At 66.8% G+C, this 15,133-nt stretch carries 12 protein-coding genes and 1 tRNA gene; 7 read left to right on the forward strand and 6 right to left on the reverse strand.

Annotated elements, in window-relative coordinates:
• Positions 1-183 precede the first annotated feature (183 nt).
• Both VF167_01710 and VF167_01715 read right to left on the reverse strand, forming a co-directional pair.
• Positions 184-266, reverse strand: a tRNA-Ser gene (locus tag VF167_01710).
• A gap of 223 nt (positions 267-489) precedes the next feature.
• Positions 490-780 (reverse strand): hypothetical protein, encoded by a 291-nt coding sequence (locus tag VF167_01715; GenBank protein ID HEX6924119.1) that lies wholly within the window; start codon positions 778-780, stop codon positions 490-492.
• Between the two features lie 216 nt (positions 781-996).
• On the opposite strand from VF167_01715, the gene VF167_01720 reads away from it, so the two are divergent.
• The 6 genes from VF167_01720 to VF167_01745 all read left to right on the forward strand — a co-directional run bounded on the left by VF167_01720 (position 997) and on the right by VF167_01745 (position 8,417).
• Entirely contained in the window at positions 997-2,070 is a 1,074-nt protein-coding gene (locus tag VF167_01720; GenBank protein HEX6924120.1) for a hypothetical protein, read from the forward strand.
• A 679-nt stretch (positions 2,071-2,749) separates the two neighbouring features.
• A complete protein-coding gene (locus VF167_01725; GenBank protein ID HEX6924121.1) occupies positions 2,750-4,663 on the forward strand; it encodes a MoaD/ThiS family protein in 1,914 nt (637 codons plus the stop codon).
• A 43-nt stretch (positions 4,664-4,706) separates the two neighbouring features.
• Entirely contained in the window at positions 4,707-5,525 is an 819-nt protein-coding gene (locus VF167_01730) for a phosphoadenylyl-sulfate reductase (GenBank protein HEX6924122.1), read from the forward strand.
• Positions 5,522-6,010 (forward strand): hypothetical protein, encoded by a 489-nt coding sequence (locus tag VF167_01735; protein HEX6924123.1) that lies wholly within the window; start codon positions 5,522-5,524, stop codon positions 6,008-6,010. Before VF167_01730 ends, VF167_01735 begins: the two co-directional genes overlap by 4 nt.
• 503 nt (positions 6,011-6,513) lie before the next feature.
• Entirely contained in the window at positions 6,514-7,077 is a 564-nt protein-coding gene (locus VF167_01740; GenBank protein HEX6924124.1) for a type 1 glutamine amidotransferase domain-containing protein, read from the forward strand.
• Positions 7,078-7,211: 134 nt separating this feature from the next.
• Positions 7,212-8,417 carry a L,D-transpeptidase family protein gene (locus VF167_01745; GenBank protein ID HEX6924125.1) on the forward strand — a complete coding sequence of 402 codons (1,206 nt, stop codon included), beginning with the start codon at positions 7,212-7,214 and terminating at the stop codon, positions 8,415-8,417.
• A 215-nt stretch (positions 8,418-8,632) separates the two neighbouring features.
• On the opposite strand, the gene VF167_01750 is transcribed toward VF167_01745, so the two are convergent.
• The 3 genes from VF167_01750 to acnA form a co-directional block, all read right to left on the reverse strand.
• On the reverse strand, positions 8,633-9,355 hold the full coding sequence (locus tag VF167_01750) for a lysophospholipid acyltransferase family protein (GenBank protein HEX6924126.1): 723 nt from the start codon (positions 9,353-9,355) through the stop codon (positions 8,633-8,635).
• Positions 9,352-10,359, reverse strand: a complete 1,008-nt coding sequence (thiL, locus tag VF167_01755) for a thiamine-phosphate kinase (GenBank protein ID HEX6924127.1) — start codon at positions 10,357-10,359, stop codon at positions 9,352-9,354. Before thiL ends, VF167_01750 begins: the two co-directional genes overlap by 4 nt.
• A 241-nt stretch (positions 10,360-10,600) precedes the next feature.
• Entirely contained in the window at positions 10,601-13,474 is a 2,874-nt protein-coding gene (gene acnA, locus VF167_01760; protein ID HEX6924128.1) for an aconitate hydratase AcnA, read from the reverse strand.
• A 237-nt stretch (positions 13,475-13,711) separates the two neighbouring features.
• Here acnA and VF167_01765 point away from each other — a divergent pair, with 237 nt between their 5' ends.
• Positions 13,712-14,107 carry a co-chaperone GroES family protein gene (locus VF167_01765; protein HEX6924129.1) on the forward strand — a complete coding sequence of 132 codons (396 nt, stop codon included), beginning with the start codon at positions 13,712-13,714 and terminating at the stop codon, positions 14,105-14,107.
• Between the two features lie 209 nt (positions 14,108-14,316).
• On the opposite strand, the gene VF167_01770 is transcribed toward VF167_01765, so the two are convergent.
• The gene (locus VF167_01770; protein HEX6924130.1) at positions 14,317-15,033 is read right to left on the reverse strand and encodes a tetratricopeptide repeat protein; all 717 of its coding nucleotides are present in this window, start codon (positions 15,031-15,033) and stop codon (positions 14,317-14,319) included.
• Between the last annotated feature and the right edge of the window lie 100 nt (positions 15,034-15,133).

Genomic DNA, 15,133 nt, shown 5'->3' on the forward strand with positions numbered 1-15,133 from the left:
TCCGCCCGGCCGAGCGCCACCGGACCCGTCGGGCGCCGCTCGGCGATACCCGGCCGCCGCCGGCCCGGGGCAGCCACGTGGTCCACGGAGCTGGTCCTGCCACACCCCTGCGGGTCGTCGCCCACGAGGACACCCTGTCCTGGGCGGGCCGTAACCACATGCCAATAAAAAACTTACATCCAGCGGAGGGCCGGGGATTCGAACCCCGATGGGCTTGCGCCCGCCGGTTTTCAAGACCGGTGCATTAGCCATTCTGCCAACCCTCCAAACACCGCCGCGCCAACCGGTGAACACCGGCCGCGGAGCTCGAGCGAACTGGCACGATCCGCGGTGAACCCCAACCCTGCGCAGCGGCCGCGCGCTCGAGCACCCTCGTACCCCTGCCGCCCCGCGCCGGATCCGCCGACGCCGCTCACATCCCACCATCATAGTCCAAACCCGCCCCACCTCGCCAGCCGCGAACGACCGCACGCAATCCAGCGTTCCGCCCTACTGTAGCTCCCTGTCCCCCCTCAACCGCCGGGGCTCCTTCTCCTGCAGCAGCGCCTCGGTGAAATCCTGACGCTCGGCGAGCCGCTCCAGCTCCGCCTGAAGCTCCCGGATGGTAGCCTGGAGCTCCTGGATCTGACCCGTAGCGGGTGTCGCCCCGGACCGCTCGTTGAGTCGTTGCTCGAGGATCGCTCCCAGCCGGCGAGAAATCGGCCAGAGGAGAATGAACCCGCCAATCATCGCGAGGATCACCACCGTGAACAGCATCCCCGCCAGCGCGTTAGTGTCCATCGTGGTCTCCCTGGTGCAGGCGTTCAAGACGGCGCGGCGGAGCTGCCAACCGTCGAACAGATCGGTCCCCCTCCTTCAACGGCAGGCGCGGCCTACGAGTTTCCTTGTGCCGCAATTTGCCGCCCCGCATAGTTCATCCTGCACGGCCCACGGTCGGTTTCCAGCTCGCCTCCCCACGCGGTTCCCCCACAACAGCGCCGTGGACCGGAGGTAGTCATGATCCGCCCCACTCGCATCGCCACCCCGCTCCTCGTCGCCCTCGGCGCCACCCGGGGAGCTCCCCTTCTCGGCCAGGTCGACCTCCCCCCCGAGGCCGTGGAGGAAGCACCGCTCTTCGCCTCGCAGGAGGTGCTGGAATTCACCCTGGTGGCCGACTTCGAGCTCCTCGAAGACGATCGCGGAGACGAGACACCAGAGCGCCCCGCCGTCCTGCTCTGGAGCGACAGCGCGGGAGAGGATACGGTCGAGATCCCGCTTCAGGTCCGCACGCGCGGGGGGTTCCGCCTGCGGCCCGGTACCTGTTCCTTCCCTAACCTGCGGCTGGACTTCGACCGCACCCCCGCCGCGGTCGGCACCCCCTTCGCCGGGCAGAACGCGGTCAAGCTCGTCGCCCACTGCCGCGACACGGAGGTCTACGAGCAGAACATGCTGGTGGAGTACGCGGCCTATCGCCTCTACAACCTTCTCTCCGACGTGAGCTTTCGCGTCCGCCTCGCGCGCATCACCTACCGCGACCACAACGGTCGGACGAAGCCCCTCACCCGTCACGCGTTCCTGATCGAGAACGTCAACCAGCTCGCCGCCCGGTTCGGAGGCATCTCCCTGGAGGTGCGCGGGGCGGATCCGCTGCTGCTCGATCCGGCCGCCTCCACACGGGTCGAGCTCTTCCAGTATATGATCGGCAACACCGACTTTTCCGTCGTCAACTTCCACAACGCGGAGCTGATCCGCATGCCGGACGGATCCTACCACCCGGTCCCGTACGACTTCGACTTCTCCGGGCTGGTCGACGCCCCCTACGCGGCACCGTCGGCGATCTTCGACACCCGCTCCGTCCGCGAGCGAATCTACCGCGGCTTCTGTCGCCCCGGCCTGGACATGGACGCGCTCTTCACCGAGTTCCTCGCCCGCCGCAGAGCCTTCGAGCGCGTCTTCCGCGACCTGCCCCAGCTCGACCGCCGCCACGCAGACCGCGCCGTCGGCTACCTCGAGGAATTCTTCGACATCCTCGACTCCCCCAGCGCGCGCAGAAGCCGCATCGAGCGGCGGTGTCGCACGGCGGTGGATTAGCCGCCGGGGCCGGGGCGAGGCAGACAGGGAGGGGGGTGAACGGGTGACAAGGTGACAAGGTGACGGGGTGAGAGGCGGACGTGCCGCGTGGGGTGGAGTTGAGCGCTTTAGGCGAGTCCGGACGTCGACACACAGAGTCGACAGCCCAAATGGGATGAAGCCGGCCCAGCCGAGTTCAGTGAGCTTGGAGCTGGCCCAAGCGCCATGGTTCAAGGGAGTCTGGCGCGGCCGCATCCACCGTTCACCCCCTCACCCCATCACCTTGTCACCTCGTCTCCCCCCAGAGAACCCCTCGAATCACGCCCAACCGCCCCCGCCCCTTGCATTCCTCAGCCTTTGGCCTTACAGTCAAGGACATGACGCACCGCGAAACGATCATCCGCATGCACGGCTGTTGTTGTTGCCGCTGTACTTCCCGCGAGCCCGGGGAGCCGGCGCCGTGCACGCTTTTGGATGACGCGGAAGACGTGAGTTAGACGAAAAACGGGGGCATGCCCCCGCCTCCGCGAATCGCAGATCCAGAACGGCCGCGACTCCCTCAGTGAGTCGCGGCCGTTCGTTTTTGCGTACCCGGAACGCGGCGCCGGACGAGCCGGCGACCCGACTCACGACGCGGACCGGGCGGGCGGCCGGGCCAAACGCAACCGACCACGCCACCAAACGCACCATAGGAGATTCGATGGCCATCGACGTGCTTACCGAACCCACCTGGGAACGCGTCCTCAAGCGCAACAGCATCGAGCGGATGAAGGAGGAAAAGTTCCCGCTCGATATCGTCGACGAGCTACCGCAGCTCATCGACATGGGCTACGAGGCGGTGCCCGAGGAGGACATCGTCCGCCTCAACTGGTGGGGCCTCACGCACGATAAGCCCAAGGTCGGCACCTTCATGGTGCGGGTCAAAGTGCCCGGCGGGCTGATCACACCGGAGCAGCTTCGCGGCATCGGCCGGGTCGCCCGCGAGTACGGCCGGGATTACACCGAGCTCACCACTCGTCAGGGCATCCAGCTCCACTGGGTCCGGCTGGATCAGCTCCCCGAGGTGCTAGAGGCGATCCAGGCATCGGGCCTCACGACCGTCGGCGGCGAAGGCGACACCGTACGGAACATCACCAGCTGCCCCGTGGCCGGGATCGAGCCAGGCGAGGTCTTCGACGTGCGCCCGGTGATCGAGGAGGCAGCGGCGTTCTTCTGGGGGAACCGGGACTACTCGAACCTGCCCCGCAAGCACAAGTATACGATCAGCGCCTGCCCCTTCCAGTGCAACGCGCCGGAAATTCACGATGTCGCCTTGCTGGCCGTGATCAAGGACGGGCGCGAGGGCTTCGCCGTGCGCGCGGGCGGCGGCCTGTCCTCCACCCCGCGTCTGGCACGCGATCTCGACATCTTCGTGCCTGTGGAGGAAACGATCGACGTGCTGAGGGCGATCACCGACACCTGGCAGAGCAACCTCCGCTACCGTGTTAGCCGCGCCAAGGCCCGCATCAAGTTCCTGGTGGACGACTACGGCCCGGAGGCCGTCCGGGCCATGATCGAGGATCGGCTCGGGCGGAAGCTCGAGCGGGTTCGCGCCCCCGAGCCGGTGGGCGAGGCGGACCACCTGGGCGTGCATCGGCAGAAGCAGGAAGGCCTGCTCTACGTCGGCGTCCCGGTGCCGATGGGCTGGGTGTCGGGCGACCAGCTCCACCGCATCGCCGACGCGGTCGAGGAGGTGGGCGGCGACGTCCGCTTCACGCGCCAGCAGAACTTCATCGTCGGCAACGTGCCGGAGGATCGCCTCGAGCAACTGTCCGGCGATCTGAGCGCGATGGGCTTTCCGCTCGAACGCAACCCGATCTACGGGCGGTCGGTCGCCTGCACGAGTCACCGCTTCTGCAACTACTCGGTTGCCGAGACCAAGGGCAAGCTCCAGGAGATCCTCGAGGAGCTCGACCGTCGCTTCGGCGAAGAGCTCCACGATCTGCGGATCTTCATGGACGGTTGCCCGCACGCCTGCGCCCACCACTGGGTTGGTGACATTGGCCTTCAGGGAACGACGGCTCGCTCGCCCGATGGGCAGAAGGTCGAGGCGTACGACATCACGCTGCGTGGCGCGCTCGGTCCAAATCCGGCGATCGGCCGGCCGATCCTCCGACGGGTGCCGGGCGAAGAGGCGACGGCAGCGATCGCGCGGCTGGTGGAAGCCTGGCTCACGGAGCGCCGCGCGCGCAACGGCAATGGTGCAACGTTCTCGTTCCGCGAGTTCTGCGACGCCCGCTCTGATGCCGAGCTCCGGGGCATCGCGATGCCCGGCGCTGCCGCCGAGGAGGAGGCGCCGAGGCATGCCGTGCTGCGCATCTCGGGGCCATTCCTGGACTTCACGGGCGGCATCGACCATTTCGAGGCCCAGGCCCGCACGGTGGGCCAGCTGCTGGAGGCGGCCACACGCAACTACCCGGCGCTCCAGGCGCAGATCCTGGGGCCGGACGGCGGGCTGAACGAGTACATCAACCTGTTCCTGAACGAAGAAGACGTGCGCGGCCTTCAGGGCCTGGACACGCCGGTCAAGGCCGCGGACGAGCTGGTCGTGCTGCCGGCGCTCGCCGGGGGCTGAGCCGCGCTCGGGTGGGGCACACTCACTTTACGCATTGGGGACGATGAGCGAGAGCACGATCGTATTCGACGATCTCGAGATTGGAGAGATCGCGGTCGAATTAGACGATAAGGAGCCGCAGGACGTGATCCGCTGGGCGCTGGACACGTTCGGGGAGCGGATCGCGGTGGTCTCGGCCATGCAAGCCGACGGCATGGCGATCCTGGACATGGCGTACCAGATGAAGCCTGACATCCGGCTCATCACGGTGGACACGGGACGTCTGCCCCAGGAGACCTACGCCTTCCTTACCGAAGTCCAGCAGCGTTACCCGGAGGTACGGGTCGAAGTCCTGTTCCCGGACTACCGCGAGGTCGAGACGATGGTCCAGCGGAGCGGGGTGAACCTGTTCTACCGGTCCGTCCCCCTGCGTTTTGTATGCTGCCAGATTCGCAAGGTGCGGCCGCTACTGCGTGCACTGCGAACGCTGGACGGATGGTTCACGGGTCTGCGGCGGGACCAGTGGGCATCGCGGGCGGCAATCCGCAAAGTCGAGCTCGACCACGACCACGGGGGCATCGTGAAGGTCAACCCGCTGGCGGACTGGTCGGGGGAGGAGGTGTGGGAGTACATCCGCGAGAACAACGTGCCGTATCACCCGCTGTACGACCAGGGCTACACGAGCATCGGCTGCGCGCCGTGCACGCGCCCGATCCAGCCGGGCGACGACGATCGGGCGGGACGTTGGTGGTGGGAGGAGAACGCCCCCAAGGAGTGCGGCATCCACTGCCCGATCGAGACCGGAGGCTTCGAGCACGAGGCCGAGGAGATCCTGAAGGCGGTCAGCCACGCCAACGTGCAGAGCGAAGAGGACTGGCAATGAGCCGGGCGGCTCCCCCGACGGAGACGGAGCCGATCGAGCTCGGCGAGGATGCGCGTGAGCTGATCGCGGCCGAGCTGGCCCACCTGGTCGAAGGCATGCCGGACGAGCGCCGGCTGCCGTTCGAGCGGCTGTTCAGCGCCGTGGCGACGGGGCAGGTGGAGCCGGAGCTGGCGCCGCTGCTCGAACGCGTAGTGGGGCTGGCACTGGACACGGGCCGCGCCCGGCGTCTCTACCGGGCGGAGGGCGAACGTGTGCTCACCGACGTGTTCCGGCGCACGCCCGGCGGGCGAGAGTTGGTGCGGGACGTCGAAGCCGTGAACCGGGCGCTCGGGGCCGCGCTGGCCGGTCGAGCGGTTCGCGGCGTGCGCGTGGGCATGCGCACGCTCGGCCATTTCACCGTCGAGCTCGAAGCCGAGGGCGTGAGCCTGACCCTCGCCGTGCGCAAGGATGGCGTCGCGATCGAGAGCGTCGGCGCGGGCGGCTAGCTCCCGCTCGAGCCCCGGTCGATCCCCCCGCCAGTCGGAAATCTCGCAAAGCGCATCCCTCCTGCCGCTCCACCGCTCGCCCTGGTTCTCGCCGGAAGTCACAAGGAGACAAGGGGACGGGGTGAGGGGGTGAGAGGGGTAAGCGAGTGATCGGGTGAACGCCAGACAAGGCGACAATAGTGGGCTCGGACGGTGGATGCGACGGGGCCGCGCGCCCGGCTCAGCTCGCTCGGACTGCGACCCGCTCGCACCAGCTCCACCATCTGCTGCCGGAACTCCGGCAGGTATCGCCGACCCCGTCCCATGTGGACCCCCTTTTCTCTCCGCTGGAGATTTAGGTGTCCACTGAAGCGGGTCAACTCCACCCCCTCACCTTGTCACCTTGTCACTCCTTGTCCCCTTGTCTCCTTGTCCCCCCTTTGACCCATCCCCCCTCCCCCGCGGCGCGGCGCTTGCAATACTCATGGATCCGCTAACTACCTCTACAACAAGGAGATAGCACTATGAGCGGAAAGCTGGACGGCAAGCGTGTAGCGATCCTCGTGGCGGATGGTTTCGAGCAGGTAGAGATGGTGGAGCCACGACGCGCGTTGGAGGAGGCCGGTGCGCACACGGAGATCGTCTCCTCCGCCGAAGGGAAGGTTCGCGCCTGGGACATGACCGACTGGGGCGAGGAGTTCGAGGTGGACGTTCCTCTCGATCGCGCCAACCCGGCCGACTACGACGCGCTCCTCCTTCCGGGTGGGGTGATGAACCCGGACAAGCTGCGCATGAACGAGAAAGCGGTCTCCTTCGTCCGCCACTTCTTCATCGACCACAAGCCCGTCGCAGCCATCTGTCACGCGCCCTGGATGCTGGTGGAGGCGGGCGTGGTACGGGGCCGCGAGGTCACGAGCTATCCGTCGGTGCGCACTGACCTGGAGAATGCGGGCGCCCACTGGGTCGATCGGGAGGTGGTGGTCGACAACGGGCTGGTGACCAGCCGTAACCCGAACGACATCCCGGCCTTCAACCGGAAGCTGGTGGAGGAGGTGGCGGAGGGCGTGCACGCAGGACAGCACGCCTGACCTGACCCGCCCCGATCCGCAGTCGACGTCCGACTCGCCCGGTCACTCACGACTGCTTCCGACCGCGTCGTTCCATCACGGATCGGGTACGCCGCTTGCGCCAGCGCCGCCGCATCCTCAGCCATCGAACCGCGATGACGATGCGGCGGCGCTCGCTCTTGCTGATCCCTCTCTTGCTGATTCCCGCCGGTTGTCGCGGCGACTCGGGGGACGAGCAGTCGCGCGACGCCGCCCGGGACACGACGGAGCCTCTCCACGTGGTGGAGGTGGATCCGAGCGTCTACGGGAACCCGCGCCAGCGACTCACCCCCGAGCAGCTGGAGCAGGGACGCCTCGACCGTGGCTGGCAGCGCTTCGTGCAGCTCGACAGCGTTGCCCCCGGGCCGCCCATCGACTTCCCCGAGCGCTGGGAGGACATCTCGCCCGAGGTGATGAGCGAGGTGCCCATGGTCCTCCCGCTCTTCGGTGATATTGCCGGGCCGAGCGTGGTCCGTCTGCAAGTCGCGCTCGATCGGGCGCTGTTCTCCCCCGGCGTCATTGACGGACGTTGGGGGATGAACACGGAGAAGGCGGTCTACTGGCTGCAGCGGCGAGAGGGTCTGGCCGCCACGGGTCGCGTGGACAGCGCCACCTGGCGCCGACTCGTCGAGGTATCGGGGGTGCGCGACTTCACCCGCAAGCACGCGCTGAGCGCCGCGGACGTGGAAGGTCCCTTCGTCACCATTCCCGAGGACATCTACGAGCAGGCCGAGCTCGATTGCGCGTGCTACGAGTCGCTGTCGGAGAAGCTGGCCGAGCGGTTCCATACCACCCCGCAGCTCCTGGCGCTGCTCAACCCTGGCGTGCCGCTCGACTCGCTGCGAGCCGGGCAATCCATCGTGGTGCTGGACGTGCGCCGACCCGATGCCCCGCCGCTTGGCCCCGTGGTGTCGCTGGTCGTTTCCGACGGAGGCTTCTATCTCCACGCCCTCGATGCCTCCGGTCGCATACTGGCGCACTTCCCCGCTACCCTGGGGGCGGATTACGCCCCCTCTCCGCAGGGACGGTTCACCGTCACAGCGATCGCGCCGAATCCTACCTGGCACTACCAGCCCGACCTGCTCACCGGGGTCAACGACTGGGAGGAGGAAGCGGTCATCCCCCCGGGGCCGAACAACGCTGTGGGGGTGGTGTGGATGCAGCTCGCGACGGAGCACTACGGCATCCACGGCACCAGCGCCCCGGAGACGATCGGGTACGCCACCTCCCACGGCTGCGTGCGCCTCACTAACTGGGACGCTTACTACCTCAGCCGCCAACTCAGGCCGGGCGTGCCGGTTCACTTCCGGGATGTCAGCTGAAGGTCAGCTTCGAGCCTGTGCCAGATTGGCTTTTTGCCGCAGAGGGCGCGTAGCTATGCGCCGAGCACGCAGGGGAAACCAACTTCTTCCCAACCAATCCGTCATTGAAACTGGAGGGGTGTGATTTGGTGTGAATCTTCTCTGCGATCGTCTGTGTTCACCTCCGTGCCCTATGCGGTAAGGTCAACTGGCTATTTGGCTTACGCACTGCCTTCTCAAGCGCGGGCCGGCGCCGCTTGCTCCAGCATCTCTTCCATACGGCGCCGAACGGACGCCATGTAGGGCTCGAGCGCCCCGTTGGCACTCGACGGCGGGGGCATCGGCTCGCCGAAGTACAGGTGGATCGGTCCGGAGCGCACCCGCAGCGACCCTGGCCGCTGTACGTCCGCGCTGCCGATCACCACGACAGGCAGGATGGGCACCCTCGCCTCTATGGCGAGATTGAACGCGCCTTTCTTGAAGGGGAGCATCTGCCCGGTCAGCGACCGCGTCCCTTCGGGGAAGATGATGACCGTACTGCGATGCTCGCGGATGGATTCGCCCGCTTTGCGCAGGCTCTGGATGGCGCTGGCGCGGTCGGAGCGGTCGATGGAGATGTGCCCGGCTACTCTCCAGGCGATTCCGAAGAAGGGGATACGGGCCAACTCCTTCTTGGCGACGAACGCGAACGGAGTCGGCAGGATGGAGGCGAGCGCGAAGACGTCGTAGAAGGAGACGTGATTGCAGACGAGTACATGCGGGCTGTTCCAGTCGACCCTATCGATGCCGTGCGCGGTGACCGACACGTTGCTCGCCCACAGCACCACCCGGCTCCACTGCTGGGTCGCCCAGAAGTAAAGACGACCCCGAACGCCCAGCAGCGAAGCGACGATGACGATCGTGCCGAAGAACAGAGTGGCCAGGGCAATGTTGAGCCCCACCCAGGCCGATCGAATCAATCCGTCCCTCCGCCGAAGTGCTGAAACCCACCACCCTCTGCTGGCTGTCGCCCCCCGTCCTCTCCTCTCCACCAGACGCCGTCGCCCTCCTCCACCACTCCGACGCGGGTGAGGGACACGCCGAACTCGTCCTCGAAGGCCTCCTGGTGTGGCTGCACCGCGCCGGGCGCCGCGCAGAAACACAGCTCGTAATCCTCACCGCCGGAAACGGCGAACGCGAGAGCGGTCTCGCGCGAGGCGGTATCGGCGATCACCGCTTCATGCACCGGAATCGCCTCACGCTCCAGGACCACCGCCACGCCGCCCGCGGTCGACAGGTGCGCCGCGTCTCCGAGCAGACCATCCGACAGATCGATCATGGCGTGCGGAAGCTCGCGCTCGGCCAGCCAACGCGCCTCGTATACTCGCGGGACGGGACAGGCGAGGCGCTCCACCGCGTCGGGGTTGGGGGCCTCTCCGCGGAGCAGCCGGGCGACCGCCACCGCAGCTCCACCCAGCGCCCCCGTCACCCAGACCTCATCCCCGACGCGGGCACCGGAGCGGAGTACGGGCGTCTGGGCCTCGCCAACCACGGAGACGTCAATGATCACGGGCCCCGGAGAGCGGGTCAGGTCGCCCCCCAGGACCACCGCGCCAACCCGCTCGGCCGCGTCGTGCACGCCGTCCATCACCTCCACCGCGAAATCGTCCGCGTCGGTCTCATTGACGCCCAGCGCCACAAGAAGGCCGATCGGTCTGGCCGCCATGGCGGCGAGGTCGCTGAGCGCCGCCGACGCCGCGCGGCAACCGATCTCGTGTGCCGAGAGCCAGGCGCGATCGAAGTGAATCCCCTCCACGCTGAGATCGACCGAGATGGCGATCCCGTTTCCCACCACCACCGTGCAGTCGTCCCCCGGCCCCACACGCACGTCCTCGCGCCCGAACCGCGGCGCGTGCGGTAGAAAGCGCCGGATCAGATCGAACTCGGCGCCGGGGGCAAGGCGGAGATGGGAGCCGCGGGACATGGCTGAAGAAGCTAGAAGCTAGAAGCTAGAATGCTCCTGGGCCGGTCGTGAGACCATGCGTTCGACTTCAGCGCCTCTCGACGCATGCTACAGGAAATCTTGCACCCCACCTTCCAGCTTCCGGCCTCTAGCTGGCACAGGTTATCGTTGTTCCAGTCTACGACTCCGACCGCGAGCCGATTCTGAACAAGCTCCAGCAGGAAGCCAGAAGTCTAGAATTCTAGCTTCTAGCTTCTCTCCGTCAGTACGCCGGCGCGTCGCTCGCCGGGAACGATTCCACCGAGCCCTCGTCTACCTTTCCGTTGTTCGGAGACGCGGCGGGGTCGGCCTGCGCCGCGTGCGAGAGGGAGGCTGAGATCACCTCCGCTTTCTCGCGACCCAGCAGGAGCTGGCGGATGACGTACTGGAGGATCCCTCCGTGCACGTAGTAGAGCGCCTCCTGCGGCGTGTCGATGCGGACGATTGCCGGGAACTCGGTGGTGGAGCCGTCCGCGCGGGTGGCGCGCACGGTAACCTCGCGCCCGCCGGCGAAGCCGTCCGCGATCCGCTCCTGCACCCCCTCCACGTCGAAGACTTCGGTGCCATCGAGCTGCAGCGAGTCCACACTATCGCCCTCACGGAACTGCAGCGGCAGAACGCCCATCCCGATCAGGTTCGAGCGATGGATCCGCTCGTAGCTCTCGGCGATGACCGCCCGAATGCCCTGCAGATGCGGCCCCTTCGCCGCCCAGTCGCGACTGGAGCCCGACCCGTATTCCTTCCCGGCGAGCACCACCAGCGGGGTGCCCTCCTGCTGGTAGCGGACGGCAGCGTCGTAGATCGACATGATCTCGTCGCTGGGCAGGTGCTTCGTGAAGCCGCCTTCCACCCCGGGCACGAGCCGGTTGCGGATGCGCACGTTCGCGAAGGTGCCGCGGATCATCACCTCGTGGTTCCCCCGGCGTGAACCGTACGAGTTGAAGTCCTTCACCTCCACACCGTGCTCGATCAGGTACTTACCCGCGGGCGAGTCGCGCTTGATCGATCCGGCGGGGGAGATGTGGTCCGTCGTCACGCTGTCGCCCAGCACGGCGATCGCGCGCGCCCCCCGGATCGGAGGAACCTCCCCGCGCGCCTCCTTCTGCATCCCTTCGAAGTAGGGAGGATGCCGCACGTAGGTGGAGTTCGGATCCCACTCGAACAGCTCGCCGCCGGGCGCTTCCAGCGCACGCCACCGCTCGTCGCCGTCGAACACCTTGCCGTAGCTCCGCTGGTACATCTCCGGCTGGATCGCCTCCTGGAGGACCTGCTGGATCTCCTCCTGGGTCGGCCAGATGTCCTTGAGGAAGACGGAGCGTCCTTCCCGGTCGGTCCCGAGAGGCTCGTTGTAGACGTCGATGTCGATGCGCCCGGCCAGGGCGAACGCCACTACCAGTGGCGGGGACATCAGGAAGTTGGCGCGCACCTCGGAGTGGATGCGTCCCTCGAAGTTCCGGTTCCCTGATAGGGCCGAGGCTACCACCAGGTTGCCCTTGGCGATCGCCTCCGAGACTTCCTGGGGCAGCGGACCGGAGTTGCCGATGCAGGTCGTACAACCGTAGCCGACCGTCTGGAAGCCGAGCTCGTCGAGATAGCGGTCCAGGCCGGCCTTCTCGTAGTACTCGGTCACCACCTTCGAGCCGGGCGCCAGCGAGGTCTTCACCCACGGCTTGCGAGTCAGGCCGCGCTCCACCGCCTTCTTCGCCAGCAGTCCGGCGGCGACCATCACCGACGGGTTGGAGGTGTTGGTGCAGCTGGTAATCGCGGCGATGACCACCGACCCGTGCTGCAGCCGATGAGTCTGCCCGTCGATGGTGGTCTCCACCCCTTCGGGAGCCCCGGCCGCGGACCCCTTCTGCGCCTCCGCCACTCCCGCCGGGAGCAGGCTCGGCAGCGCCTCCTGGAAGGCCTTCTTGGCCTGCGAGAGGCGGATGCGGTCCTGCGGCCGGCGCGGACCGGCGATGCTCGGCTCCACCGAGTCGAGGTCCAGCTCGAGAGTGTCGCTGAAACGCGGCTCCGGCGAATCCGCCGTGTGGAAGAGGCCCTGCTCCTTCATATAGGCCTCGACCAGCTGCACCTGCTCCTCGGGGCGGCCGGTGAAGCGGAGGTAGTCGAGCGTGACCTGGTCGACCGGGAAGATGGCGCAGGTCGCGCCGTACTCCGGCGACATGTTGCCGATGGTGGCCCGGTCGGCAAGCGCGAGCTTGGACACGCCCGGTCCGTAGAACTCCACGAACTTCCCGACGACGCCCTTCTTGCGGAGCATCTCGGTGATCGTGAGCACCAGGTCGGTGGCAGTCGACCCCTCGGGCAACTCACCGGTAAGCCGGAAGCCGACGACCTGCGGGATGAGCATGGAGACAGGCTGCCCCAGCATCGCCGCCTCCGCCTCGATCCCCCCGACCCCCCAGCCGAGTACCCCGAGACCGTTCACCATGGGCGTGTGGGAGTCCGTACCCACGAGCGTGTCGGGGTACGCCTGCGGAAGGCCCGACTCACCGATCCTCACGTCATCCGGGTGCGTACCGAAGACCACACGGGCGAGGTACTCCAGATTGACCTGGTGTACAATCCCGGTGTTCGGCGGGACCACCTTGAAGTTGCGGAAAGCGCGCTGGCCCCACTTGAGGAAGGCGTAGCGCTCGAGGTTGCGCTCGTAGTCGCGTTCCTCGTTGAGGTGGAAGGCGGCACGGGAACCGAAGGCGTCGACCTGTACGGAGTGGTCGACCACCAGCTCGACCGGCTGCAGCGGGTTGATCTTGCTCGGGTGGCCGCCCAGCTTGGCCATGGCCTCGCGCATCGCGGCGAGGTCGACCACCGCCGGGACGCCCGTGAAGTCCTGGAGCAGCACGCGCGCGGGCATGAAGGCGATCTCCCGGTCCGAGGCCTCGCCGGTCCACGACGCCAGGGCACGGATGTCGTCGGCGTTGACGGTGACGCCGTCCTCGTTGCGAACCAGGTTTTCCAGGAGGATGCGAAGGGAGTACGGTAGCGTCTGGATGTCCAGACCCTCCTTTTCCAGCGCGGAAAGGCGGAAGATCTCGTATTCCCTGTCCCCTACGCGGAGCCGCCCGCGTGCTCCGAAGCTGTCCGTCATCGCGAAGTCTCCTCTTCGGATCGAATAAAGCAAACAGATGGTCGACGTTCCGCCCCCGCTTCACCCCATTGACCTTTCGCTGGCGCGGATCGATCGTCAACTTACGTGGGACCGCCGCTGGCGGAAAGTTCAAACAGAGTCGTCGGATGGAAGAGAATCATGGGCCCGCAAGAGTCAGTCCGGCTGGCGCCCCTCTCTCCCCCAAAATCCGATGACGCGAACGACCCGGGACCAGTCATGGCAAATACACCAATGACCGCGGATACGCCGACTCGTGAGGTCATCGTCGTCGGCGACAAGGTGCTGATCAAGCCCGAGGAGGAGAACTCGAAGACCCCTTCGGGCCTCTACCTCCCGCAGGGAGTGGCCTCCAAGGAGGCCGTGGCTGCCGGCTACATCGTGAACGTCGGGCCCGGCTACCCCACGACCGACATCTCGACCGAAGGGGAGCCCTGGCTCAGCCCCTCGCGCACCGACATGCGCTACGTGCCCCTGCAGGCGAAGAAAGGCGACTACGCCGTCTTCCTGCGCCGCGACTCCATCGAGGTGGAGATCGACTCGACCACCTACGTGATCGTGGGGCACAACAGTATTCTGTTGCTGATTCGGGATCGGGCGTTGGTGGAGGGGTGAGGATTAGGAGTCACGAGTTGAGGAGTTAGGAGTTAGGAGTAAGAAGCTAGAAGCTAGAAACTGGAAGACCGTTATTGCGAAGGGGGCCCCACGGCGAGTTGAACGCCGGACGGGGCCCCCTTCTAACTCCTAACTTCTAGCTTCTAGCTTCTTATTCTGGCCTTCAACTGGAGCCATACTCCTAACTCCTAACTCCTAACTTCCAACTCCTAACTCCCCCCATTCCCCGCCTGCGCCCTCGCCTCCTCCTCCACCAACCTCATCTCGTACATCTGCCGCTCCGGCGTGCCCTCATCGGCCATCTCGGCGAGGCGGCGATAGAGGGTGGCGGCCTCGGCGTGGTTGCCGAGACGGCTCTGGAGCTGGGCAGCGGCCTCGAGGGCAGCGACCCGGCGGAACCTGAGATCGGCCTCTTCCGCCACGGCCATGTAGGTCGCCAGAGCGCCCTCGTTGTCCCCGGTCGCCTGCTGCGCGGCGGCGAGCAGCAGCGCCGCCTGCGGTCCCAGCGGTGAATCGTCCACCCGCTCCGCCGCGCCGGCCAACGCCTCCACCGCCTTGGCGGCCGAGTCCTGCTGCATGTAGAGCTGGGCGAGCGCGATGCGCGCTTCCTCCGCGTACACCGTCCCGTCGAAGCGACGGATGTACTGCTCCATGTCGCGCGCGGCCAACTGCAGGTTCCCTGAGGCCGCCGTCTGCTGCAGCTGCACGAACTCGGCCGCGGCCCGCTCCATACGCTCACGGCTGTATATGCGCCAGTACACTACACCGGCGACCAACCCGGCGAGCACCACCACCGCCGCGATCACCAGACGGATGTTCTTCTTCGCCCAGGCGGTGATCTCGATCGCCCGAACGAGGAGCGCGTCTTCCGTTCCGTGCTTCGAAGATGAACGACGCGACGAACCGGCCAGTGACTGCGCGGACATAGATCGTTGGTTGGTGGGGACGACCGCACGGAGCAACCGGACTCGTCCTTCCTGACGAAGCCCGGTCCCGACACAACTTAAACCTTTAAGCTAAACTTCG

This window comes from Longimicrobiaceae bacterium (assembly GCA_036375715.1).
GTDB lineage: Bacteria > Gemmatimonadota > Gemmatimonadetes > Longimicrobiales > Longimicrobiaceae > DASVBS01.

Excerpts from the sequence above, each read along its gene's own strand:
- VF167_01725 (HEX6924121.1), top strand. The coding sequence starts at position 2,750 with ATGGCCATCGACGTGCTTACCGAACCCACCTGGGAACGCGTCCTCAAG.
- VF167_01745 (HEX6924125.1), top strand. The coding sequence starts at position 7,212 with ATGACGATGCGGCGGCGCTCGCTCTTGCTGATCCCTCTCTTGCTGATT.
- VF167_01770 (HEX6924130.1), bottom strand. The coding sequence starts at position 15,033 with ATGTCCGCGCAGTCACTGGCCGGTTCGTCGCGTCGTTCATCTTCGAAG.
- VF167_01715 (HEX6924119.1), bottom strand. The coding sequence starts at position 780 with ATGGACACTAACGCGCTGGCGGGGATGCTGTTCACGGTGGTGATCCTC.
- thiL (HEX6924127.1), bottom strand. The coding sequence starts at position 10,359 with ATGTCCCGCGGCTCCCATCTCCGCCTTGCCCCCGGCGCCGAGTTCGAT.
- VF167_01720 (HEX6924120.1), top strand. The coding sequence starts at position 997 with ATGATCCGCCCCACTCGCATCGCCACCCCGCTCCTCGTCGCCCTCGGC.
- VF167_01765 (HEX6924129.1), top strand. The coding sequence starts at position 13,712 with ATGGCAAATACACCAATGACCGCGGATACGCCGACTCGTGAGGTCATC.
- VF167_01740 (HEX6924124.1), top strand. The coding sequence starts at position 6,514 with ATGAGCGGAAAGCTGGACGGCAAGCGTGTAGCGATCCTCGTGGCGGAT.
- VF167_01735 (HEX6924123.1), top strand. The coding sequence starts at position 5,522 with ATGAGCCGGGCGGCTCCCCCGACGGAGACGGAGCCGATCGAGCTCGGC.
- acnA (HEX6924128.1), bottom strand. The coding sequence starts at position 13,474 with ATGACGGACAGCTTCGGAGCACGCGGGCGGCTCCGCGTAGGGGACAGG.
- VF167_01730 (HEX6924122.1), top strand. The coding sequence starts at position 4,707 with ATGAGCGAGAGCACGATCGTATTCGACGATCTCGAGATTGGAGAGATC.